Annotated in this window: 32 protein-coding genes, 1 tRNA gene and 2 pseudogenes; 12 read left to right on the forward strand and 23 right to left on the reverse strand. The window is 65.9% G+C overall.

Features of this window, described 5'->3' with window-relative positions; translation table 11 throughout:
• The 3 genes from Q0480_RS16330 to Q0480_RS16340 all read left to right on the forward strand — a co-directional run.
• Nucleotides 1-1,244, forward strand: a 1,244-nt coding sequence (locus tag Q0480_RS16330) for a cysteine--tRNA ligase (protein WP_299134527.1), incomplete at its 5' end; no start/stop codon positions are given.
• A complete protein-coding gene (gene cimA, locus Q0480_RS16335) occupies nt 1,241-2,908 on the forward strand; it encodes a citramalate synthase (protein WP_299134528.1) in 1,668 nt (555 codons plus the stop codon). The genes Q0480_RS16330 and cimA, both read left to right, overlap by 4 nt.
• A 26-nt stretch (nt 2,909-2,934) precedes the next feature.
• Nucleotides 2,935-3,693: a squalene/phytoene synthase family protein gene (locus Q0480_RS16340; RefSeq protein ID WP_299134529.1), complete on the forward strand. Its 759-nt coding sequence runs from the start codon at nt 2,935-2,937 to the stop codon at nt 3,691-3,693.
• A gap of 71 nt (nt 3,694-3,764) precedes the next feature.
• Here the strand turns inward: Q0480_RS16340 and Q0480_RS18000 are convergent.
• Together Q0480_RS18000 and uvrB are read right to left on the reverse strand one after the other, a co-directional pair.
• A pseudogene (locus Q0480_RS18000) lies at nt 3,765-3,809 on the reverse strand (hypothetical protein); the annotation flags it as partial.
• Between the two features lie 248 nt (nt 3,810-4,057).
• Nucleotides 4,058-6,235 (reverse strand): excinuclease ABC subunit UvrB, encoded by a 2,178-nt coding sequence (gene uvrB / locus Q0480_RS16350; protein WP_299134533.1) that lies wholly within the window; start codon nt 6,233-6,235, stop codon nt 4,058-4,060.
• A gap of 358 nt (nt 6,236-6,593) precedes the next feature.
• Between uvrB and Q0480_RS16355 the strand changes: the two genes are divergently transcribed.
• Nucleotides 6,594-6,902: an ETC complex I subunit gene (locus tag Q0480_RS16355; protein WP_299134535.1), complete on the forward strand. Its 309-nt coding sequence runs from the start codon at nt 6,594-6,596 to the stop codon at nt 6,900-6,902.
• Nucleotides 6,903-6,929: 27 nt separating this feature from the next.
• Nucleotides 6,930-7,006 (forward strand) — tRNA-Arg (locus Q0480_RS16360).
• A 27-nt stretch (nt 7,007-7,033) separates the two neighbouring features.
• On the opposite strand, the gene Q0480_RS16365 is transcribed toward Q0480_RS16360, so the two are convergent.
• The 21 genes from Q0480_RS16365 to Q0480_RS16465 form a co-directional block, all read right to left on the reverse strand.
• A complete protein-coding gene (locus Q0480_RS16365; RefSeq protein WP_299134538.1) occupies nt 7,034-8,077 on the reverse strand; it encodes a tyrosine-type recombinase/integrase in 1,044 nt (347 codons plus the stop codon).
• Between the two features lie 415 nt (nt 8,078-8,492).
• Nucleotides 8,493-8,744: a hypothetical protein gene (locus Q0480_RS16370; protein ID WP_299134539.1), complete on the reverse strand. Its 252-nt coding sequence runs from the start codon at nt 8,742-8,744 to the stop codon at nt 8,493-8,495.
• A complete protein-coding gene (locus tag Q0480_RS16375; RefSeq protein ID WP_299134540.1) occupies nt 8,734-8,997 on the reverse strand; it encodes a hypothetical protein in 264 nt (87 codons plus the stop codon). Before Q0480_RS16375 ends, Q0480_RS16370 begins: the two co-directional genes overlap by 11 nt.
• Nucleotides 8,997-9,272, reverse strand: coding sequence for a hypothetical protein (locus Q0480_RS16380; protein WP_299134542.1), 276 nt, complete (start codon nt 9,270-9,272; stop codon nt 8,997-8,999). The genes Q0480_RS16375 and Q0480_RS16380 overlap by 1 nt, the downstream gene beginning before the upstream one ends.
• A complete protein-coding gene (locus Q0480_RS16385) occupies nt 9,269-9,583 on the reverse strand; it encodes a hypothetical protein (RefSeq protein ID WP_299134544.1) in 315 nt (104 codons plus the stop codon). Before Q0480_RS16385 ends, Q0480_RS16380 begins: the two co-directional genes overlap by 4 nt.
• A 447-nt stretch (nt 9,584-10,030) precedes the next feature.
• Nucleotides 10,031-10,264 (reverse strand): hypothetical protein, encoded by a 234-nt coding sequence (locus tag Q0480_RS16390; protein ID WP_299134547.1) that lies wholly within the window; start codon nt 10,262-10,264, stop codon nt 10,031-10,033.
• Nucleotides 10,265-10,434: 170 nt separating this feature from the next.
• Nucleotides 10,435-10,710, reverse strand: a complete 276-nt coding sequence (locus tag Q0480_RS16395; RefSeq protein ID WP_299134549.1) for a hypothetical protein — start codon at nt 10,708-10,710, stop codon at nt 10,435-10,437.
• Nucleotides 10,707-10,904 (reverse strand): hypothetical protein, encoded by a 198-nt coding sequence (locus tag Q0480_RS16400; protein ID WP_298623878.1) that lies wholly within the window; start codon nt 10,902-10,904, stop codon nt 10,707-10,709. The genes Q0480_RS16395 and Q0480_RS16400 overlap by 4 nt, the downstream gene beginning before the upstream one ends.
• A complete protein-coding gene (locus tag Q0480_RS16405) occupies nt 10,901-11,089 on the reverse strand; it encodes a hypothetical protein (protein WP_298623880.1) in 189 nt (62 codons plus the stop codon). Before Q0480_RS16405 ends, Q0480_RS16400 begins: the two co-directional genes overlap by 4 nt.
• Nucleotides 11,086-11,370, reverse strand: a complete 285-nt coding sequence (locus Q0480_RS16410; protein ID WP_298623882.1) for a hypothetical protein — start codon at nt 11,368-11,370, stop codon at nt 11,086-11,088. Before Q0480_RS16410 ends, Q0480_RS16405 begins: the two co-directional genes overlap by 4 nt.
• On the reverse strand, nt 11,367-11,972 hold the full coding sequence (locus tag Q0480_RS16415) for a hypothetical protein (protein WP_298623884.1): 606 nt from the start codon (nt 11,970-11,972) through the stop codon (nt 11,367-11,369). The genes Q0480_RS16410 and Q0480_RS16415 overlap by 4 nt, the downstream gene beginning before the upstream one ends.
• Before the next feature lie 393 nt (nt 11,973-12,365).
• Nucleotides 12,366-12,794 carry a hypothetical protein gene (locus Q0480_RS16420; protein WP_299134552.1) on the reverse strand — a complete coding sequence of 143 codons (429 nt, stop codon included), beginning with the start codon at nt 12,792-12,794 and terminating at the stop codon, nt 12,366-12,368.
• Between the two features lie 38 nt (nt 12,795-12,832).
• Complete coding sequence (locus Q0480_RS16425) at nt 12,833-13,000, reverse strand: hypothetical protein (RefSeq protein WP_298623888.1); 168 nt, start codon at nt 12,998-13,000, stop codon at nt 12,833-12,835.
• Nucleotides 12,997-13,911, reverse strand: coding sequence for a phage recombination protein Bet (gene bet, locus Q0480_RS16430; RefSeq protein ID WP_299134555.1), 915 nt, complete (start codon nt 13,909-13,911; stop codon nt 12,997-12,999). The genes Q0480_RS16425 and bet overlap by 4 nt, the downstream gene beginning before the upstream one ends.
• Nucleotide 13,912: 1 nt before the next feature.
• Complete coding sequence (locus Q0480_RS16435) at nt 13,913-14,416, reverse strand: siphovirus Gp157 family protein (RefSeq protein ID WP_299134557.1); 504 nt, start codon at nt 14,414-14,416, stop codon at nt 13,913-13,915.
• A gap of 83 nt (nt 14,417-14,499) precedes the next feature.
• Entirely contained in the window at nt 14,500-14,667 is a 168-nt protein-coding gene (locus Q0480_RS16440) for a hypothetical protein (protein ID WP_298623894.1), read from the reverse strand.
• Nucleotides 14,664-14,897, reverse strand: coding sequence for a hypothetical protein (locus tag Q0480_RS16445; protein ID WP_298623896.1), 234 nt, complete (start codon nt 14,895-14,897; stop codon nt 14,664-14,666). The genes Q0480_RS16440 and Q0480_RS16445 overlap by 4 nt, the downstream gene beginning before the upstream one ends.
• Entirely contained in the window at nt 14,897-15,142 is a 246-nt protein-coding gene (locus tag Q0480_RS16450; RefSeq protein ID WP_298623898.1) for a hypothetical protein, read from the reverse strand. Before Q0480_RS16450 ends, Q0480_RS16445 begins: the two co-directional genes overlap by 1 nt.
• Nucleotides 15,139-15,336: a hypothetical protein gene (locus Q0480_RS16455; protein ID WP_298623900.1), complete on the reverse strand. Its 198-nt coding sequence runs from the start codon at nt 15,334-15,336 to the stop codon at nt 15,139-15,141. The genes Q0480_RS16450 and Q0480_RS16455 overlap by 4 nt, the downstream gene beginning before the upstream one ends.
• A gap of 2 nt (nt 15,337-15,338) precedes the next feature.
• Entirely contained in the window at nt 15,339-15,665 is a 327-nt protein-coding gene (locus tag Q0480_RS16460; RefSeq protein ID WP_298623902.1) for a hypothetical protein, read from the reverse strand.
• A gap of 3 nt (nt 15,666-15,668) precedes the next feature.
• Nucleotides 15,669-16,451, reverse strand: a complete 783-nt coding sequence (locus tag Q0480_RS16465) for a hypothetical protein (RefSeq protein WP_299134561.1) — start codon at nt 16,449-16,451, stop codon at nt 15,669-15,671.
• Nucleotides 16,452-16,569: 118 nt separating this feature from the next.
• Between Q0480_RS16465 and Q0480_RS16470 the strand changes: the two genes are divergently transcribed.
• From Q0480_RS16470 to Q0480_RS16500, 7 genes and pseudogenes are all read left to right on the forward strand, one after another.
• Nucleotides 16,570-16,779, forward strand: a complete 210-nt coding sequence (locus Q0480_RS16470) for a helix-turn-helix transcriptional regulator (RefSeq protein ID WP_298619505.1) — start codon at nt 16,570-16,572, stop codon at nt 16,777-16,779.
• Nucleotides 16,780-16,870: 91 nt separating this feature from the next.
• Complete coding sequence (locus Q0480_RS16475; protein ID WP_298619503.1) at nt 16,871-17,386, forward strand: winged helix-turn-helix domain-containing protein; 516 nt, start codon at nt 16,871-16,873, stop codon at nt 17,384-17,386.
• Complete coding sequence (locus Q0480_RS16480) at nt 17,383-17,673, forward strand: hypothetical protein (RefSeq protein WP_298619500.1); 291 nt, start codon at nt 17,383-17,385, stop codon at nt 17,671-17,673. Before Q0480_RS16475 ends, Q0480_RS16480 begins: the two co-directional genes overlap by 4 nt.
• 533 nt (nt 17,674-18,206) lie before the next feature.
• The gene (locus Q0480_RS16485; RefSeq protein ID WP_298619498.1) at nt 18,207-18,542 is read left to right on the forward strand and encodes a hypothetical protein; all 336 of its coding nucleotides are present in this window, start codon (nt 18,207-18,209) and stop codon (nt 18,540-18,542) included.
• Nucleotides 18,539-18,688, forward strand: a complete 150-nt coding sequence (locus Q0480_RS16490; protein ID WP_298619496.1) for a hypothetical protein — start codon at nt 18,539-18,541, stop codon at nt 18,686-18,688. The genes Q0480_RS16485 and Q0480_RS16490 overlap by 4 nt, the downstream gene beginning before the upstream one ends.
• A 60-nt stretch (nt 18,689-18,748) precedes the next feature.
• Nucleotides 18,749-18,934 carry a hypothetical protein gene (locus Q0480_RS16495; protein ID WP_298619494.1) on the forward strand — a complete coding sequence of 62 codons (186 nt, stop codon included), beginning with the start codon at nt 18,749-18,751 and terminating at the stop codon, nt 18,932-18,934.
• Nucleotides 18,931-19,689, forward strand: a pseudogene (locus tag Q0480_RS16500) (DNA methylase N-4); the annotation flags it as partial. The gene Q0480_RS16495 and the pseudogene Q0480_RS16500, both read left to right, overlap by 4 nt.

The following is a 19,689-nucleotide window of genomic DNA, read 5'->3' on the forward strand; positions in this document are numbered from 1 at the left end:
ACGACAAGATCAACGCCCGCGCCGCCGCGACCCTGATGCCGGGCGAGACCGAGCTCCGGGCGATCCGCCGCATCACCGACGAGACCATCGGCTGGTATCACGCCGACATGGACGCGCTCGGTGCCCTGCGCCCGACGCTCGAGCCCCGCGCCACCGAATTCATCGGCCCGATGATCACGATGATCGAGGGGTTGATCGCCAAGGGCCACGCCTATGAGGCCGAGGGCCACGTGCTGTTCTCGGTTTCCAGCGATCCCGACTATGGCAAGCTCGCCCGCCGCGACCTCGACGAGATGCGCGCCGGCGCCCGTGTCGAAGTCGCGCCCTACAAGCGCGACCCGATGGATTTCGTGCTGTGGAAGCCGTCCGACGCCGTGACCCCCGGCTGGCCCAGCCCCTGGGGCCGCGGCCGCCCCGGCTGGCATATCGAATGCTCCGCCATGGCCTATGACCTGCTGGGCGAGAGCTTCGACATCCACGGCGGCGGCATCGACCTCGCCTTCCCGCACCACGAGAACGAACTGGCGCAGAGCCGCTGCGCGCATCCCGAAGGCGAGTTCGCGCGGATCTGGATGCACAACGGCATGCTGAACGTCGAGGGCGACAAGATGTCGAAGAGCCTCGGCAATTTCTTTACGGTGCGGGATTTGCTCGACCAGGGTATCCCCGGCGAGGTGATCCGACTGGTGCTTCTCTCAAGCCACTACCGCCAACCGCTCGATTGGAGCGAGCGGAGGATGGCGCAGGAGAAGGACCGGCTACTAAATTGGCGGCTCGAACTGTCGATGCTAGGCAAAGATATCCTAGAAGAGGATCCGGGTTTTGACGCTGGGGAAGATTTTCTGACGGACCTGTCCGACGATCTCAATGTGCCTGGTTCGATGGCAAAAATGAGCATCTACGCAAAGCATGTCCGAAAAGGATCATTGAACGCGGGGCGTCAACTTATGCGGGCAATGCGACTCCTCGGAATCGACCCAAATGAAGATGGTGTACTAGGCTTGTTGATTGATCAGCGTGACAGTGGAATAAAGCGAGTCGCTGTTACGAGGGAGTATGAGCCTATTATTGGAGCCGTTCTGCGGCGGCGGGCCGAAGCTCGCAGCGCAGGGGATTTCAAGCTCGCTGACGAATTGCGGGACGCTCTTCACCAAAGCGGTGTCGGCATTGTGGACACTTCCAACGGACCTGTCTGGGCCATCGAAGGTCACTTTGATCCTGAAAAATTGAAGGCGTTCCTATGACCCGCGAACGCCTCTACCTCTACGACACCACCCTCCGTGACGGGCAGCAGTCGCAGGGCGTCGATTTCTCCGCCGAGGACAAGGCGCGGATCGCCAAGGCGCTGGACGATCTCGGGCTCGACTATGTCGAAGGCGGCTGGCCCGGGGCGAACCCCACCGACAGCGCGTTTTTCGACGGGGCGCCGCGGCTGAAATCCGCGACGCTGGCCGCCTTCGGCATGACCAAGCGGTCCGGCCGGTCCGCGGCCAATGACGATGTGCTGGCCGCCGTGCTGAACGCGGGCACCGCCGCCGTCTGCCTCGTCGGCAAGACCCATGTCTTCCATGTCGAGACGGCGCTCGAAATCCCGCTTGGCGAGAATCTCGCCAATATCGCCGATTCGATCGCCCATCTCGCGGCGCATCACCGCGAGGCGATCTTCGATGCCGAGCATTTCTTCGATGGCTACCGCGTCGATCCCGACTATGCGCTCGACTGCCTGCGGGCCGCGCTCGGCGCGGGGGCGCGTTGGGTGGTGCTCTGCGACACCAACGGCGGCACGCTGCCGGCCGAGGTCGGCCGGGTCACCGCCGAGGTGATCGCCGCCGGCATCCCCGGCGACCGGCTCGGCATCCATACCCACAACGATACCGAGAACGCCGTGGCCAACACCCTGGCCGCGATCGACGCCGGCGCGCGCCACGCGCAGGGCACGCTCAACGGCCTCGGCGAGCGTTGCGGCAACGCCAATCTGGTCAGCCTGATCCCGACGCTGCTGCTGAAGGAACCCTATGCCAGCCGGTTCGAGACCGGCGTTGCCAAATGCGACCTGCCGAAACTGACCAGGGTCAGCCGGCTGCTCGACGATATCCTGAACCGCGTGCCGAACCGCGCGGCGCCCTATGTCGGAGCCTCGGCCTTCACCCACAAGGCCGGGCTGCATGCGAGCGCGATCCTGAAGGATCCGACCACCTACGAGCATGTGCCGCCGCAATCGGTCGGCAACAGCCGCTTCATCCCGATGTCGAACCAGGCTGGCCAGTCGAACCTGCGCTCGCGCCTGTCGAAGGCCGGGATCAACGTCGTCACGGGCGACCCGCGCCTCGCCGCGATCCTGAACGAGGTCAAGGCGCGCGAGGATCGCGGCTATGCCTATGACACCGCCGCCGCGAGCTTTGAGCTGCTCGCGCGGGAAATCCTCGGCGAGTTGCCGCGCTATTTCGACGTCGAGCGCTACCGCGTGACCATCGAGCGGCGCCAGACCGCGCTCGGTGATACCGTCACGGTGTCCGAGGCGGTGGTGGTCGCGCGCTTCGGCGCCGAGCGGGTGATGAGCGTCTCCGAGAGCCAGGATCCGGTGACCCATGCCGACCAGGGGCCGGTCAATGCGCTGTCCCGCGCGCTCGGCAAGGATCTCGGACCCTATCAGCGCTATATCGACGACATGAAACTGGTCGATTTCCGGGTGCGCATCACCTCCGGCGGCACCGAGGCGGTGACCCGCGTGCTGATCGACAGCGAGGATGGCGAGGGGCGCCGCTGGTCCACCGTCGGCGTCTCGGCCAATATCGTCGATGCGAGCTTTCAGGCGCTGCGCGACGCGATCGTCTGGAAACTGCTGCGCGACGGCGCCCCGGTCGCCGGCTCGGCGCCGACGGCGGCTCCCGTCGCCGACCCGGTCTGACCGCCGGGAACGCTCCGGGGGATCGCATGACCGACGCCGTCGCCGCCCAGGTGGCCCGCGCCGATCCCGAGCGCTGGCGCGCGGCGATGACCGCGCCGGCGGGCAAGCGCGCCGGACAGATGGCGCTCTATGCCTTCAATCTCGAGATCGCCCGCGCGCCTTACGTGACCTCCGAGCCGATGCTCGCCGAAATCCGGCTGCGCTGGTGGAGCGACGCGCTGACCGAGATCTTCGCCGGTCAGTCGCCGCGCCGGCACGAGATCGTCCAGCCGCTGGCCGAGGCGATCCGCGCCGCCGACCTGCCGCCGGGTTTGTTCGAGGCGATGATCGCGGCCCGCGCGCGCGATATCGAAGCGGCGCCCTTCCCGGACCGCGCCGCGCTCGAGACTTACGTGGACGGCACCGCCGGCGCGCTGATGGAACTCGCCGCCCGTCATCTTGGCGCCCCAGTGGCGGCGCTGCCGGTGATCCGCGACTATGCCCGCGGCGCCGGCATCGCGGCGCTGCTCCGCGCCCTGCCGGAGTTCCGCGCGCGCGGCCGGGATCCGCTGTCGCCGGGCGCTCCCGATCTCGCCCCGGCCACGCTCGCCGCCGACGCCCTCGCGCGGATCGCTTCCGCCCGCGTCCGCCGGGCGCTGGTGCCGGCCGCCGCGCTGCCGGCCCTCCTGCCGGGCCTTTTGGCCGCCCCGAGGCTTCGGCGTGCCCAGGGCGGCCTCGACATGGAACTGTCCGAGTTCCGCGCCCGCGCCGCCCTTCTCGCCGCCGCCCTGACCGGGCGCTGGTAGGCCGGCCAGTCGCGGGCCGTCATGTGCGACAGGATGAGGCCGACGACCGGAACCGGCACGTCGGTCCAGAGGGTCACGCCGGCGCCGCCCGGCGCGAAATTTCCGGCGCGAACCATGTCGAGCACATGACCGATCGCGGCGCCCCGGAGAAACAGCGCCGGGCCGAGGATCTCGTCGGCGATCGCCCCGTCGGGCAGGGGGCGTCGCCGCGTTGCGAGGGCGAGGCCCGAAGCGACAAGGCCAATGACGAAGAAGGTCAGAGCGAAGCGGAGTCCGATCCGGCGGAGCCGATTCGTCCATTCCGGATTATTGATTTGACGCAATGTCTTGATGACCAGAAGATTCCGTCTGGTTGGATATTGCTTTAGCGGACCTTCTTCTGACTCTTCCCCCGGTAGCTTCGCGTTCCGCCGCGTCCTGCCTTGGAGCGGGGCTGCGCGGCCGCGTCGACTTCCGCGTCGATGGCGGACTGGCGGGCGAGCGGGTCGTCGGAGACCGCGAGTTCGACCGCCTCCAGCCGCTTGATCTCGTCGCGGAGGCGGGCGGCTTCCTCGAATTCGAGATTCTCCGCCGCCTTCAGCATCGATTTGCGCAAGGCGTCGAGATGGGCGGCGAGATTGGCGCCGACCATCGGCTTCTCGATCCGCGTGGTGATGCGCGACTGGTCGGTGTCGGAGCCGAACAGGCCGTCGAGCACGTCGGCGACGTTCTTGCGAATGGTCTCGGGCGTGATGCCATGCGCGATGTTGTAGGCCATCTGCTTCTCGCGGCGGCGATTGGTCTCGGCCATGGCGCGTTCCATCGAGCCGGTTACGCCGTCGGCATACATGATGACCCGACCATCGGCGTTGCGCGCGGCGCGGCCGATGGTCTGGATGAGCGAGGTCTCGGAGCGGAGGAACCCTTCCTTGTCGGCGTCGAGGATCGCGACCAGCGCGCATTCGGGGATGTCGAGCCCCTCGCGCAGCAGGTTGATGCCGACCAGCACGTCGAAGGCGCCGAGGCGCAGGTCGCGCAGGATCTCGATCCGCTCGATCGTGTCGATGTCGGAATGCATGTAGCGCACGCGGATGCCCTGCTCATGCAGATATTCGGTCAGGTCTTCGGCCATGCGCTTGGTGAGCACGGTGACGAGCGCGCGGTTGCCGGCGGCGGCGACCTTTCGCACCTCGTCGAGCAGGTCATCGACCTGCATCGAGACGGGACGGATTTCCATTGGCGGATCGAGCAGGCCGGTCGGGCGGATCACCTGCTCGGTGAAGACGCCTCCGGCCTGGTCCAGCTCCCAGGCGGCGGGGGTCGCCGAGACGAAGACCGACTGCGGCCGCATCGCGTCCCATTCCTCGAACTTCAGCGGCCGGTTGTCCATGCAGGAGGGCAGGCGGAAGCCGTGCTCGGCGAGGGTGAACTTGCGCCGGTAGTCGCCCTTGTACATGCCGCCGATCTGCGGGACCGAGACGTGGCTCTCGTCGGCGAAGACGATGGCATTGTCGGGGATGTATTCGAACAGGGTGGGCGGCGGCTCGCCGGGTTTGCGACCGGTGAGATAGCGCGAATAGTTCTCGATGCCGTTGCAGGATCCGGTGGCCTCCAGCATTTCGAGGTCGAAATTGCCGCGCTGCTCCAGCCGCTGGGCCTCGACGAGCTTGCCCTCGCGGGTCAGTTGCTCAAGGCGCTGGGTCAGCTCGGCCCGGATGCCCTTGATCGCCTGGCGCAGCGTCGGCCGCGGCGTGACGTAGTGCGAGTTGGCATAGACGCGCACCCGGTCGAGCGTGTCGGTGCGCTGGCCGGTCAGCGGGTCGAACTCATGGATCGATTCGACGTCCTCGCCGAAGAAGCTGATCCGCCAGGCGCGATCATCGAGATGGGCCGGCCAGATTTCGAGCGAATCGCCGCGAACCCGGAAGCCGCCGCGCTGGAAGCCGACGTCGCCGCGGCGATATTGCTGGGCGACCAGATCGGCGATCACCTGGCGCTGGTCGTAGCCCTGACCGACCAGGATGTCCTGGGTCATGGCGCCGTAGGTTTCCGCCGATCCGATACCGTAGATGCAGGAGACCGAGGCGACGATGATGACATCGTCTCGCTCCAGCAGCGCCCGGGTCGCCGAGTGGCGCATCCGGTCGATCTGCTCGTTGATCTGGCTTTCCTTCTCGATATAGGTATCGGTCCGCGCCACATAGGCCTCGGGCTGGTAATAATCGTAGTACGATACGAAATACTCGACGGCGTTCTCTGGAAAGAAGCCTTTGAACTCGCCGTAGAGCTGGGCGGCGAGGGTCTTGTTCGGGGCGAGAATGATCGCGGGACGCTGGGTCGCCTCGATGATCTTCGCCACGGTGAAGGTCTTGCCGGTTCCGGTGGCCCCGAGCAGCACCTGGTTTCGCTCGCCCGCCGTCACGCCCTCGACCAGTTCGGCGATGGCCGCGGGCTGGTCGCCGGCGGGCTGGAATTGCGAGCGAAGCACGAAGGGCCGTCCACCTTCCAGCTTGGCGCGACGCGGATCCTGCAGGGTAACGGTGAGGGTATCGACGAGCGGCATCGGGCACCGGAGATGGAGATCGGGGCGGGCGTGTCTTCAAGGATCGGGCGGGACGGTGCCAATGGCAAGCCCGACCTCGATCGGCGGATTTCCGCCTGAAGTGTATCCGCGCGGGATCAACTAAACCGTTGCGTGTGCTCGATGCTCGGCGTATAACGAATCTGCAAGCAGCAAAGTGGTCGTCGACCGGGTGCGTACACCCACCCCACCCCTCGCTCCCTCGCAGTCGGCCGACGACCCGCTGCCTTGACCGGGACCTCGATCCCCCTCCACGCCCTCCCGAACGAAATCCTTGATCGCGCGCCGGTCTTTGGCGATAAAGCCTGCGATGGCGCGTGATTTGTTGCGGAGGAATCCCATGTTTGCGAAAATCTACCGGCCGGCGCGCAATGCCATGCAATCGGGGCAGGCGAAGCGCGACTGGATCCTCGAATTCGCGCCGGAGATGCGCAAGATCATCGATCCGCTGATGGGCTGGACCGGCTCCGGCGACATGGACGGGCAGGTGCGGCTGCGCTTCGCGACGAAGGAAGAGGCGATGGCCTATGCCGAGCGCAATTCGATCGCCTATCAGGTGGCCGAGCCGACGATGCGCCAGCATGTCCTGCGCCAGAATGGCTATGGCGACAATTTCGCGTCGCAGCGCCGAACGGCCTGGACGCACTGACCGCCGGCTGGGTCGCGCGGCGCAGCGGACCCCTTAGCTCAACTGGATAGAGCGGCTGACTTCTAATCAGCAGGTTGCGGGTTCAAGTCCTGCAGGGGTCGCCACCCACTTTGCAACGTATTGAGTTCACGCTATTTTAGCGACCTTCCCGGCGTGGCTTCCGGGAGGTTTACAACCCGGCCCGTGACGGCGGCCCGGCGATTGGCCGCCTCGGTGTAGTGCTGCACCTCCGAAAGCGACAGGTGGCCGGTCCATGATGCGATCTGGTGCGGCGTCGCTCCACCCTCGGCGAGCGCGGTCGCCCGTGCCTTGCGAAGCCCGTGGGCGCTCCGGTCAAACCCAGCCGCCGCCGCCGCTTCGCTGATGAAATTCCCCACAGCCTTGTGCGAGCGCGTCTTCCCCTGCGCGGTCGCCAGAAATGTCATGTGCCGCGCCGGCCGCGCCGCCAGCGCCGCGTGAAGATCGTCCCGGCCGGCAGCGAACGGCGGCAGGGGGCAGGTCCATGGCACATAGGCCATTTCCCCGGTCTTCGTCTGGCGGAAGGCGAGCACTCCATCGCGGCCGACCAGAGCGTCACCGATCAGAACGGCGTCGCTGATCCGCGCGCCGGTCCAGAATATCACTTCCATGCACAACCGCTGCGGCGTCTCGATCGGCCAGCGCGCCCGGTATGCCGCGACGTGCTCGGCCTCCCACGGAAGGTAGCCTTGCGTCTTCGGGACGGGCTTGCGCTTGACGCCGGCGGTTGGATCGTCCGCGATCTGGCCATTCACCTCCCCCCATGCGCAAAGCAGCCGCCATGCCTTGAGGCGCGCGGCGGCGATGTTGGGCGAGAGCGGGGACAGGTCCGCGCGAATGTCCGCTGCCTTCAGGTGGCTCGCCAGCGCGTCCTCGGCCTGCTCACGGATCGCGCCCAGGTGCCGCGCCATGGTGGCCCTGTAGGCCGCCCCCAGCGCCCCGTAGGCGGCGCTGCGCTGGTAGCCGTCTACCATGGCCGCGATAGTGCCGGCGGGCGCCCTGCTGGCCACGGGCGCGGGCGCGAGGGCCTTCTGATAGGCCGCGATGAAATCGGGATGGTCTGCCGGCAGATCGGGCAACTTCACCCGCTGGCCCTTCGGCGGGCGAGCATAGCGGTAGACCTTCCCGCCCTTGCGAACGATCTGGATATGCTTCAACGCCGCCCGAACTTCCCTGCGCACGAATCCCCCGCCTCACCCTCCACCGGCAGGGACGAAGCATAGGCATCAAGCGCGAGACGGTCATATAGGCGTTTCGCGCCTAGCATCCGGCGCGGAATGCCAAGGGTCCGCAGCGTGGTTTCGCTCACGGACAGGTAATGCGCGGCGTCGGGCGCCGCGAGTAGCCGGGGGGCGAAGTGCGGGTCAGTCATTCAGGCGCGCTCATTCCTCTTGCTGTGCCCGGTCTGGGCTTTCGCTAGCATCAACGGCGCTTGTTGTCGGCGCGCTCGCATCAAGCAGGGGCTCCTGTGCCTCCTGTAGCGCGGCCTCGAGAGTGCGGATGCGGGCGGCGGCTTCGGCGCAGAGGGAATCGGGCAGATGCAGCCTCCGCGCTTCCAGACGGGTGAGAAGGTCAGGCTCCATCGTGTGTCTCCTGTTTCAGATCGCGGGTTGCCGTGTCGATCAGGCGCCCGATTTTCCCGGCGATGCACTCCGCTTCCATGGCGCACTGGCGTTCTATTTTCTCCCATGCGGCGTTGGCTTCCGGCGTGAAATTGGTATTACCGGATCGGTGGCGATTCGCCTCTTTGCGGCAATTTTTGGCGCGCTTGTTGGCGATGGCGAGCGCAGCGCGGAGGCCGGAAACATAGGTGTCACGGGGCATCGGGCGTCTCCGTCAGGGCTGCGATAAGGGCGGCGCGCATCCCTCGCCGAACGGGAATGGATGCTGTGAGGCGATTAAAGTTGAAGCCCGGCCCGTCGAAACGATCCCACCACGCATCCACTGCCCGCTCCACCATTGCGTCGTCGATCAGCTTCGGCAGCGCGGCGAGGACGCGCGTTGCGGCGGCGTGCGACCCAAAGTTCGCGCCCGAACCGACGATGGCCAGGCGGATGATTTCGTGGGCGTCACTCATCATATGCTCCTCATCTCGAATTCGAGGTCTTCGAGCCCATCCACGAATGCGATCGGCTGGCGGTCGATAATCACATGCTCGCCATAATGGGTGACGCCCTGCGGCACTCCCTGCTTATCCACGATCAGGAACAGCGCTCGCCCGCTGTCAGTGACGTGCAGCAGGATCATCATGTGTCCCTGCTTGCGTCCGTAGCCTCCGCCGACCGGGTAGACATTCCCCGGACGAGGGTCGTCAAACGGCGAAGCTGTCGCGGTGAGGATGTTGACCTTCATTTCGGTTCTCCAGGGATGAGGGCGCGGATGGCGGCTGCCTGCTGCCGCCGAAACCAGTCCGACACCGAATGGTCGCGCTTGGGGTCCATCCGCACACTGGCGTCGAGATAGCCGCGATCTATCAGCGCCGCCGCTTCTTCCAGCGCATCCCGGCGAGCAGCGGCGACAACGGACGCCGGTACGACAAGGCCGGAGACAAGGATGGCGTCGGCGATGCTGCGGAGGCCGGATAGGTCCGTGTAGAGCGGCGGCAAGGCGCGCTCGAGCACGTCCATCAGCGCATCCCGCGCGGCGGCGGGGGCGTCATTCATTGGGGCTTCTCCATGGTCGCGATGGTTCTCGGGTGCGGGCGTCACAGGTACCTCCACCGGGCCACTCCGTGGTAAATTCGGCCGTCTCTAACGTCGCGCCATTGGGCCTGGTACCAGCGGGCGATGGCCCACGGGAAATGGGGCACGCCTGAGACGGTTTCCTTCGGAGGATCCACGAATACGAGAACGGGAACCTTGGGTTTCTTCCCACATCTGCCGTGCCATCCGTCTGGGTTCACCCCGCGCGCATTCCAGAAGCCGATGACAGAGGCCGCGCACTCCGCATTGGTCTCATAGCCCGAAGCAGCCTCGCGCCACTTTGGCGACGGGCACTCGCCATCGCGAGAACACGATACCTCGAATGACAGCCCTTCCTTGTCGTCTATCACCCATCCGGCTTGCCCATCGGCCGTGCAGAAGGGGCATGGCAATGGTGGGTCTACGAAATCACTCATCGGGGCTTCTCCATGTCAGGGTTATCTCGGCCCGGCCGGTCTCGCGGGCGAGGCGGCAGGCGGCGTCAAGGTCGTTGAGAGGGATGATGTAGCCGCGGAAACGCAGGCGCGCGTGGAGTTGTTCGACAATCGGGTACGCGACAATACCAATGCCGTCTTCGTTATGGACGGAGTACCGTTGCGTTTCTTCGACGTAGCAGATCGTCAGAGTGTGCTTCTCACTCATCGGGTGCGCTCCATGTCAGTGTGATTTCGGCCTGCCCAGTCGCCCGAGCGCGGCGGCAGGCGGCGTCAAGGTCGGCCAAGGCGACCTCGCATCTCCGCCGGGCGTGGCGCGGAATGATTTCCACGATGAACCCCCCGTCATCCGCCGGCGTGACTACCAGGGCGCGCTGTTCAGTCCCGGCAGTCGTCACAATCATCAGGCTCCGATGGAAGGGCGTAGATTTCGGCCTCGGCGCGCGCGGCTTCGGCGGGGGTCAGCTCGATCTCCACGCCGTCCGCGTAGGCGGCCAAATCCTCGATATTCTCACCTTCGGCCGGATACCCCGGATCATTCCAACTCGGACCTTTGGCGGGATAATACGGGGTCAGCGTGTAGATGATCTCCGCGTCGGTGTCGTCGTCGCGAGTGAACGGGCGCCGGTACTCGCGGGGGCGCTTCTTGGTCATAGCAACCCCTTCTCGGTTAGCAGACGCTCCGGGCCGGTCAGCGTGACGGTGCCACCTCGGCGGAATGGCCCATCCACCTCCACTTGGGACAGCGGCAACCATACGTCCTCGCCGTCCTCTATCTCGCGGACACAGACAGCCCTCTCGGTGCGGGTCTGGTAGATGACTTCGATGTCGATCAGGTCGGATTTCACGTCAGCATCCTCCAAACAGCCCAAGCCAGCCACGCGGCGATGGAGCCGATAGCCGCCGCGCCATAGAGCAGCATGTCCGCAGCGTCGGGCATCCCGAGAGCGTGGCGCGTGTCGGGCGAGGCATGGCGCGCGGCGAGGAAAACGGCGGCGGTTGCGGCGGCGGGGATGAGCCAGGAGGCGGTCATTCGGGGGTCTCCGGGCTGGCACGGGTGTAGGCGATGACGGACGTTGGGAAAGGATGATGCTCCACCGAGGTTGCGTCCCTCAGGCGTTTGATCTCCTCGCGCAGTTCGTCGATACTGCCGTTGCGCTCAGCGATCCGTTCTTGCAGGCGAGCGATTATGTCGCCCCGCTCGTCGTATGGCGCCTCACTCTCCCCGCCGGTCGAGCGGCACTCGCAGCGGCGCACATCAGGCGCATGGATCATCGAGCAGGCGGGGCATTCCCAGCCAAGGCGGGAGGTCATCGCGGGTCTCCTTTGTTGATCGCGGGGGCGTCACCCCATTGGGAAGCCATGGCGGCGGCGATACCGGGGAAGAACCGGCTCCGCTCCCGCCACCTGTCCGGGCCCGGCGGCATCCGGTGAACGCGCGCCTCGCGACCCGCCACAATGTCGGTCGGGGTCAGCGGCGGAAGGCCGCGCAGCCAGAGGCAGGTGCGCTTGGTCTCGCCGTGCCCGAATTGCCATGGCTGGATGCTCTGCGCGGGCGGCTGGTAGTCCCTGATCCTCGCCTTGGCGTGGCGGTGCATCACCGGGTTCTCGACACAGACGCGCTGGATCGGGGCGCACCAGAACGCCGAGAACAGCGCCGCCGCGTCGTCAAGCTCGGCCCATAGATCGCGCTCAGCGAGCCAGCGGACGCCGCTATTGCAAAGGCGAGTGCAGGGCGGATGGGCCACAATGAGCATGTCCCAGCCGTCATGCAGCAGGTCACGCGCGTCTCCGACGATGTGCCGGTTGCTCCGATCCTCGGCTGGCAGCAGATCGCACGACCATGCGTCATGCCCGCGCGCGGCGAATGCGCGCCGGACGATGCCGCTGAATTCGCAGGCGACGAGCACTTTCACCACGCCACCATCACGACGGTGATGAACGTCAGCCCGGCGCCGCAGCCGAGGACGATGCGGACGGTATCGGCGGTCATTCCGCGTCCCCCTCAAGAGCATGGATGGCCGCGCGTACCGCCGGCAAGTAGCCATGGTCCGCGCCATGTCTCGCCCGCCATGCGGCAGGGGCGTGATGCAGGCCGACCGGGGATGTTGCGTCATGGTGCGCCGCACAAAGCGGGATCGTATCCAGGTCCGAGGCTCGGCTCTGCGAATAGCGATCGTGGCAAACATGGTGCACGATGCTCGGGCCGGGGTGGCCGCAGACGCAGCACGGAAGTTGCGCCACGCGCGCCATGTGCTGGCGGCAGGCTTTGGTTCCGCGCACCGGGCGCTGAGGCTTGGGAACGGCCATCATGCCGCGTCCTCCGGGGCGATCGTCGCGATAATGCCCGCGATCTCGGCCCACTCGGGCGACTGCGAAACCCATGGCGCCAGCTCGGCGCGGATCAGGTCGCACGTATCCACCGCGAACCGGTGGAATTCTTCCTCGCCCATCTTCGCGAAAGCGGTGCTTTTGTAGTCGATCGCCTGCATCGTGCCGAGCGTCGGGTGTTGCACGTCCACCAGGTCGAACCAGCCGCGCTTGAGCTTCACCCACTTCTTGAGCGTGTTGATATTGGTGCTGGCCGGGCCGCGATTGATCGCCCTCGCCAGTCTGCCCAGCATGAGGTGATAGAGCGCAGAGAACTTGCCGTTGCGGTCAAGATCCACGACGACGCGCAACCGCTCGCCGCGCGGGAATGTGCTCAGATCATCGGCAAATCGGGCATAGACCCGCAAGTGCCTGTCGTCCGTGCGTTCTGCCCAGACTGTCGTCATTAGCCCCAAAGCCCTATGTCATCGAGGAGCGCGGCGCGAACGGCTTCGTAAGTGATCCCCAGCGCGTCCGCCGTTTGCTGCGCCACGGCCTTGGTGTCGGCCAGCGCCACCCCGCCGGCCTCGCGTTCCAGCCGGCCGAACGTCTCCATAATTTCGGCGTGGCTCATGCCGCGCCTCGCGTCATTGGCGCTGTTTTGGCCTCCGTCGCCTTCTTGACTTCAAGAGCGTCGGCCGGCGCCGCCGTCCAGAATTGGGCCAGGGAGGCGCGGTTCTGGACCGACCATCTGTAAACGGCCTCCGCGTCATTATCTCGAATGAACGCCATGCAGCGGTCGGCGATTGCGCCGACAGGGACGCTTTCCAGAACGCCGGTATGGTCGAAGGCGAAGCTGATGCCGCGCCCGCCAATTCGCGCCACACGGGCGTTCTCGGCCTCCTGCGCCACTGCCTCCGATGCGGTCAGGTCCGCCTCGGCGCGGTGCATTTCCTCCTCGGCATAGATGCCGCCGAACTGATCCGGCCAGCCAGCCCGGAGCGCCTGCGCTTCGGCGCATTTCGTGATCATGACGATCGGCATCCGACCCCAATTGCCGTCTAGGGTTTGCTTGCCGGTCGGGCGCCATTCCTGATTTTCGTTCGCCGCGAACTCGTCCTTTACCGCCGCGAACTCGTCCCAGTATGCCTCGCCTATGACCGGGAACCACTCGCCCCGGTTGTCCTGTTGCCAGAGGCGAACGGTCGCCTTGACGATGCCCTTCGGGTTGGTTGGAGATACGAGGCTCGGGTCAATTTCGATCTGCGCCGGCTCGCTGGCCGGGCGATAGTTCTTGCAGCGCTGCGCGATCACCCGGTAGCCGTCGCGACTGACGATGATTGCCATCCGCCGCTTGGATTGGTCCTTCGCTTTCTTGTTGAAGACGATGGCGCTGATCTGCTTCCGGAATGGGTCAAGGCCGTATGCGCGCGCCGCTTCGAAAAACAGATTGAACTCTTGCTCGTTGCAATCGGCGGCAACGGTGTTGCGGATCAGCGCGAGTTGCGCGCCGGTGAACCCACTTATCTGGATCGCGGTTGCCATGTCAGGCCCTCCGAACTTGGAGCGAGACGCCCCCGTTGGTTTTCCCGACGCCAGGGATTTCCCGAAGCTTCGCGGCGTCGTTCAGCGCCTTCTTGTCCAGAACTGGCGACTGCGGCGCCCAGAACTCGCTCGGGATCAGGCTTTCGTCGTTGACCACTACCTTGGGCGGGGTCGCCTTGAGCGAGAGCGTGGCAAGGGGAAGCCTGACCGATGAAAGGTCGGCCATCGCCATCGCCTGTTCGATGAGCGCGCGAATGCGGCTAGCGCGGGCGTCGGCGCGATGCCGGCGCTTGCCGATTTCCTCGACTTTCGCTTTGCACCCATCGGCGATGATTTCGCACTGGTCGATCTCGTCAATCGCAGCCGCTAGCGCTTCGAAAAGACTTGTCTCACCCTCGATCATGTCGTGGGCTAGCTCGGCGTCGTCGGTGCGAAGCTCCGCCAACAGATTTGCCGCGGCTATGCTTTGCCGGCTCAGCGCCTCAGCGGTTGCGTCTCGGGTCATCTTTCATCCTCGGGAAAAGCCCCCCGGCGCATGGCCGGGGGAAGTTGCCGGCCCATCGAAGCAAGGGCCGGTGGGGAGGAACCTCAGGTGGGGCGGCGCGCCCGCACGTCGCGCAGGTGCTGGCGGGCAGCGAGATACGCGCGGATCGCCTCGTCCTCGCTCTCCAGGTTGGCGAGACTGATCGCGGCGGACGCGGCCTGTACCTCGCGCTCGGCACGGCTGATCGCAGCGAGGTGGTCGGCGGGGGTCATCGGTGGTGCCTCATGAGTAGCTCGGTCAGGGCTTCCAGCGCCTCGGCGGCGTCGCCGTCCCGTTCGTGGATCGGCCGGTTGTTCACCGCGGCGAAATAGGACCACTCGGCAGGCGCCGGATGGATTGGCTCCATCGCCACGGGGTAGAACTCGACGCGCTCGCCATTCTCCAGCCCGACGAAAACCCGCGACGGGCGCCAGCAGTCGTCGAGCGTCGGTTTCGCGGGCATCAAATCCCCATCTGCGTGCGGCAAACGGCATGCAAATGCCGGTCCTCGGCAGCCTCGCGGCGGCGGTCGTTGATCGCGGTGATAAGCTCGCCGCTCACCTCGGGCGCCGGATCGCGCGGGTCGGCCGGGATGCGGTAGACGCGGTGCCAGCTTTCGTCTTCGAGGTCGGCGGCGGCTTCGTCGATGTCGCCATAGGCCTGCCAGTCCCATGCATCGGTCTGGACGACGATCGTCGGGGGGGTCACAGCGCGCCCGCCAGAACGAAGAGCGCATAGACGCCGGCCCAGAACAGCGCGCCGAGCGGGAACGCGCACAGCAGGCCGCGTATCAGGCCGGAGCTATCCGCCGGCTGCGTCAGTTCCGTGTTGCACTGGATCGTCGTCGCCCACGTGTCGGTTTCGCCGCGCGGGAATTCGATAATCTGAGCGGTGCTCTTCATGGTCACGCCCCGCACGTCATGAGGCGAGCGTCCAGAGAGGCGATTCTCCCTTTTTCCAAGGCGATCTGTCCGGACACGTCGCCGCCGGTCAGGCTGGCCACGGGAACGCCGATCAGGAAGACGCCAACCGCGTCACCGGCGACCGCGCCGTTCTGCTTGCTCGAAAGAGCGGCGAGGGACTGCGCGGCCTCATTGCGCTCGGCGGCGGCGCGGGCGCAGTCAATGCCGGCATAGGCGCTGCCCATCGGAACGGGCGCGATGCTGTTCGGCGACTGCGCACAGGCGGCGAGCAGGCCGGCTGCGAGGATCGCGGGGATGGTGGTGTGCATTGCCTACGCCTCCAATTTGACGGGCTGGCCGTCGCGCAAGGTGTAAAATGTGTCGGGCTCGATCCCGTCCCGGCCGGCGATCCCGGCCCAAACGTTGACGATTTCGTAGTCTTCGCCGCGCTCTACGAGGAACAGCGCGTTGCCCGCCGCGCCTCGGACGCTGCCCGACACTCCGCAGGACATGGCGGCGCCGTGGTCGCCCGTCGCGCTGGCAGCGCCTCGGTAGCCCGTCGCGCTGGCGGCGCCTTGGTCGCCCGTCGCGCTGGCGGCGCCTTGGTCGCCCGTCGCGCTGGCGGCGCCTTGGTAGCCCGTCGCGCTGGCGGCGCCTCGGTAGCCCGTCGCGCTGGCGGCGCCTTGGTAGCCCGTCGCGCTGGCGGCGCCTTGGTCGCCCGTCGCGCTGGCGGCGCCGTGGTCGCCCGTCGCGCTTTCACCATCAGGCGTGGCGTGACTTTTCACCCACTCGACGGCCTCCTGCACGAGATCAGAAAAGCCGATCTCGCTGCCGACAGTCAGGATTTCCGACGCGGTTTTCGTGCCATCGTTCGAGCTGGTGGCGCCGCTGATCTCCACGCGGCAAAACCGCGCCCCTGCCGGCGGGTAGTATTCGAACACCGCGAGCGGGTGACCGGTGATGGAGTGAAAGCCGCTCTTGCAGTCCTCGACCGGCCCCTCATGGCGATACGTCTGGCCGACCTCGAACTGAAAGCCGCGGCATTTCATGCCGGCGTCGAAGCCCTTGATCGCCCGCGTGGGTTCCTCGGGGGGCTTCGGTGTGGTGTGCTTCATGGTGGCCTCCCTCTCGCCGTTATCGGCTGTGTGGGAGTCAGTATATGCACAATGCGCATTGTGTCAAGATGCATTATGGTTATTGACTGGCGAATGCGCATGGTGCATTTTGCCATGCATGAGCACACTCAAAACATTCCTCGCAGAAAACGGCATCCGGCAGGAGGATTTCGCCAAGCGGCTTAAGGTCGATCAGGCGACAATCTCCCGTCTCACGCAAAACAAGATGCGGCCGAGCTTGCCGCTTGCCGTCGCGATCGAGCGCGAGACTGGCGGGGTTGTGCTGGCCTCGGCTTGGATCACAGACGACAGCCGGCCCGCGCAATGACGCGCTCCCGCTCTCCGGTGGCGGCCCCGTGCCCGACACCCACCCACCCCACTCGCTCCACGCGGGGCGGGGTCGCCTCCCGAGAGCGGACATGAGCGATTTCAGCACCATCACGCACCTTCGCGCCGAAACCCGGCGGCTGGCCGAGGAAGTCGCCGAACTGCGGTTTCGCATTTCGGAACTGACGGCGGAGGCGCCCGAGGTTGATTTCCCCGGCTTGACGCTTCGGTCGGCGGATCGGGTGGTGCTTGGCGTGCTCTCGCGCCGGTCCGGATGCACGGTGCCGCGCTACGCCATCGCGCAGGCTCTCAGCGCTCGCTATGGGCATGATGTCACGGACAGAACCGTTGACGTGCACATCTGCTACATCCGGCGCGAGTTCGCCCGCGTTGGCGCGATGTACGAAATTCAGACCATCCGGGGCGTCGGTTACGCGCTCCACGATACGCATCCCCCGTCTTTCTCCCCGGCCGCACCCGAGGCCGAACCGGCTCAATGCGCCATGCGTCAACCGCGCACGGGGGATGGTGCGACCTGCGCGGAATTGAGCCACCGGGCGCCCGGCGCGAGCGAGATCGCGCCACTCATACCAGGGAGAGCGCAATGACCGAGCAGCAGCGACAGACGGCGAAGCGGAACGCGCTGGCATTTCGCATCTGGCAGATCGGGACGGCGGTTGATTGGGATATCACCGCTTCCGGGATCGCCGACAAGCTGGGGCTGTCCCCGTCCAGCGTGGGCAGAATTTGCGCCGGTCGCGGCTGGCCTGTCCGGCGCCATTCTCGCGATGGGTTCTTGAGTGGGCGGCCTGATGGCAGGACCACGACCTTGTCGAGCATCGCCGGCTTTGACTTCGCCCCCTATCGCCGGATGGCAGCGCAGGCGGCCGACTGATGCGGCGGGCGGCGAGGATTGACGCGAACGTGGCTTGGCGCTGCGCCAATTGCGGCATCGAAGCGCGCCCGACCGTCCACCAGATGCGGAAGACATACTGCTCAGGGGCGTGCATGTCGGATGCTTACAAGACCCGCATGGCCGGTTCAGCGAACCCGAATTTCCGCCAAGCCGGCCACAAGGTATGCCAGCAGTGCGCTGCGCCTTTCCACAGCTACAGTCCCCGCAAGTTCTGCGGGCTCCAATGCTATTACGACAGCCGAAGTGTGCTCGAAGACCTCGCGTGCCAAGGCTGCAAATCAACGTTTCGGCCAAGAACGTCAAGGCAGAGGTTCTGTTCTCCTGCCTGCGCCCGCGCGTCGCAAGTCAAGCCTAGGCCCGCCCGGGAGCCGGGGCCTGTTGTGGTGGCCCAGATCTCATGCTCGCACTGCGCTACCTCGTTCCGGGCCCTCAAAAGCTCCAACCGAAAATACTGCAGCTATGCCTGCCACCTTGCTTCGGGTGGCGCGCGCAGGGCCGGAGAGGCAGCCGTCATGGCCAAATTGAAGTATGGCGCCAAGAAGGACGCCAACCACCGCGAAATATTCGCTTACATCGAAGTCTTCACCGCCGTGAAGGATTTGAGCAACGCAGGCTGCGGCGTCCCGGACGGCTTGGCCTGGGTGTCCGGCGGCTGGCGCTTGTTCGACGTCAAAAACCGAGGGACCGCCTATGGGCGTCGAGGGCTCAACCCGATCCAAAAAAGGTGGGCCGACGACTGGCGAGGTGGCCCGGTCTATCTGATCCACGACATTGAAGAGGCCGCCCTGTTCGTGAAGGGCGAGTTCGGATCGCTCACGTCCTTTCCTGCTCCCGAGGTGGCCGCGTGAACGCGAAGCCGGCATCCGCGCGCGGCCTGACAGACGATCAGATCGAGTGGCATCGGGACTGGCGCGGCAGCGTCGCCGTTGTCGAGACCATCGAGGGCGCCTTGCTCGCCATTGGGGTCCGCTGTGAACCGCCCGCCCAACCCTGACCCTGACCCCGAGCCGCTAGAGCCTCGGCCCACACTGCCACCAATTCCGGAGGAATACGCATGGATCATCGAGCCAATGACGAGCAGCTCCTGTCAGCACTCCGCATGCACGAGGATGGCGTCAAGCACGCCGAGATAGCGGACACCCTTGGCTACTCGGGCCGCAAATCGGTCGATGCGATGATTTCCAAGGTCTGGCGCGACTACGAGGCGAGTGACCGGGCCGTCCGGGCGGCTGCGCAATGAACGTCGAGCAAAACCCCTACAGCGCGTTCTTGAGCGCGAAGGCCGCTATCGCGCCGAGGTTCGACGGCTTTGACGTAGCTCTGGCAGAGATTAACCCCACTCTCAAACCGCATCACCGGGCGATGGTCCGGTGGGCATTGTCTGGCGGGAGGCGGGCGTGGTTCGCAAACTTCGGCCTCGGCAAGACGGTTACGCAAATCGAAGCCATGCGGATCATCACTGCCCGTGAACAGAAGCCGACGCTCATCATTGCGCCCCTCGGCGTCCGGCGCGAGTTCATGGCCGATGCGGTCAAGTTCTTCACCGGGGCGTTCGCGGTCGATCTGCGGTTCATCCGCACCACGGCCGAAATCGACGGGCCGGCGGTCTATCTGACCAACTACGAGAGCGTCCGAGAGGGCAAGATTGACTGTTCGCAGTTCGTCGGCGTGTCGCTGGACGAGGCCGCTATCCTGCGCGGCTTCGGCGGCACGAAAACGTTCCGCGAGTTCATGGCGATCATTGCCGGCGACGACCGCCGGGACAAGGCACAGAAGATCGTCAGCGATGGGATAAAATATCGCTTCGTCGCCACGGCTACCCCTTCGCCAAACGAATACCTGGAGCTTCTAAGCTACGCCGGGTTCCTCGGCGTGCTCGACATTGGCGCCGGGAAAACGAGGTTCTTCAAGCGCAACAGCGAGAAGGCCGACAATCTCACGCTTATGGCGCACAAGGCAGAAGAGTTTTGGCTTTGGGTCGCGTCTTGGGCGCTC

This window comes from uncultured Amaricoccus sp. (genome assembly GCF_937891315.1).
In the GTDB taxonomy this organism is placed as follows: Bacteria; Pseudomonadota; Alphaproteobacteria; order Rhodobacterales; family Rhodobacteraceae; genus Amaricoccus.

Bases quoted from the DNA above. Each gene is read 5' to 3' on its own strand.
- Q0480_RS16440 (WP_298623894.1), bottom strand. From the start codon at position 14,667: ATGACCCCCGCCGACCACCTCGCTGCGATCAGCCGTGCCGAGCGCGAG.
- Q0480_RS16405 (WP_298623880.1), bottom strand. From the start codon at position 11,089: ATGACCGCCTCCTGGCTCATCCCCGCCGCCGCAACCGCCGCCGTTTTC.
- Q0480_RS16495 (WP_298619494.1), top strand. From the start codon at position 18,749: ATGGATCATCGAGCCAATGACGAGCAGCTCCTGTCAGCACTCCGCATG.
- Q0480_RS16475 (WP_298619503.1), top strand. From the start codon at position 16,871: ATGAGCGATTTCAGCACCATCACGCACCTTCGCGCCGAAACCCGGCGG.
- Q0480_RS16470 (WP_298619505.1), top strand. From the start codon at position 16,570: ATGAGCACACTCAAAACATTCCTCGCAGAAAACGGCATCCGGCAGGAG.
- Q0480_RS16395 (WP_299134549.1), bottom strand. From the start codon at position 10,710: ATGACCAAGAAGCGCCCCCGCGAGTACCGGCGCCCGTTCACTCGCGAC.
- Q0480_RS16410 (WP_298623882.1), bottom strand. From the start codon at position 11,370: ATGACCTCCCGCCTTGGCTGGGAATGCCCCGCCTGCTCGATGATCCAT.
- Q0480_RS16390 (WP_299134547.1), bottom strand. From the start codon at position 10,264: ATGAGTGAGAAGCACACTCTGACGATCTGCTACGTCGAAGAAACGCAA.
- uvrB (WP_299134533.1), bottom strand. From the start codon at position 6,235: ATGCCGCTCGTCGATACCCTCACCGTTACCCTGCAGGATCCGCGTCGC.
- Q0480_RS16465 (WP_299134561.1), bottom strand. From the start codon at position 16,451: ATGAAGCACACCACACCGAAGCCCCCCGAGGAACCCACGCGGGCGATC.
- Q0480_RS16385 (WP_299134544.1), bottom strand. From the start codon at position 9,583: ATGAATGACGCCCCCGCCGCCGCGCGGGATGCGCTGATGGACGTGCTC.
- Q0480_RS16370 (WP_299134539.1), bottom strand. From the start codon at position 8,744: ATGCCCCGTGACACCTATGTTTCCGGCCTCCGCGCTGCGCTCGCCATC.
- Q0480_RS16375 (WP_299134540.1), bottom strand. From the start codon at position 8,997: ATGAGTGACGCCCACGAAATCATCCGCCTGGCCATCGTCGGTTCGGGC.
- Q0480_RS16425 (WP_298623888.1), bottom strand. From the start codon at position 13,000: ATGAGCCACGCCGAAATTATGGAGACGTTCGGCCGGCTGGAACGCGAG.
- Q0480_RS16340 (WP_299134529.1), top strand. From the start codon at position 2,935: ATGACCGACGCCGTCGCCGCCCAGGTGGCCCGCGCCGATCCCGAGCGC.
- Q0480_RS16445 (WP_298623896.1), bottom strand. From the start codon at position 14,897: ATGCCCGCGAAACCGACGCTCGACGACTGCTGGCGCCCGTCGCGGGTT.
- Q0480_RS16455 (WP_298623900.1), bottom strand. From the start codon at position 15,336: ATGAAGAGCACCGCTCAGATTATCGAATTCCCGCGCGGCGAAACCGAC.
- Q0480_RS16480 (WP_298619500.1), top strand. From the start codon at position 17,383: ATGACCGAGCAGCAGCGACAGACGGCGAAGCGGAACGCGCTGGCATTT.
- Q0480_RS16380 (WP_299134542.1), bottom strand. From the start codon at position 9,272: ATGAAGGTCAACATCCTCACCGCGACAGCTTCGCCGTTTGACGACCCT.
- Q0480_RS16485 (WP_298619498.1), top strand. From the start codon at position 18,207: ATGGCCAAATTGAAGTATGGCGCCAAGAAGGACGCCAACCACCGCGAA.
- cimA (WP_299134528.1), top strand. From the start codon at position 1,241: ATGACCCGCGAACGCCTCTACCTCTACGACACCACCCTCCGTGACGGG.
- Q0480_RS16435 (WP_299134557.1), bottom strand. From the start codon at position 14,416: ATGACCCGAGACGCAACCGCTGAGGCGCTGAGCCGGCAAAGCATAGCC.
- bet (WP_299134555.1), bottom strand. From the start codon at position 13,911: ATGGCAACCGCGATCCAGATAAGTGGGTTCACCGGCGCGCAACTCGCG.
- Q0480_RS16460 (WP_298623902.1), bottom strand. From the start codon at position 15,665: ATGCACACCACCATCCCCGCGATCCTCGCAGCCGGCCTGCTCGCCGCC.
- Q0480_RS16355 (WP_299134535.1), top strand. From the start codon at position 6,594: ATGTTTGCGAAAATCTACCGGCCGGCGCGCAATGCCATGCAATCGGGG.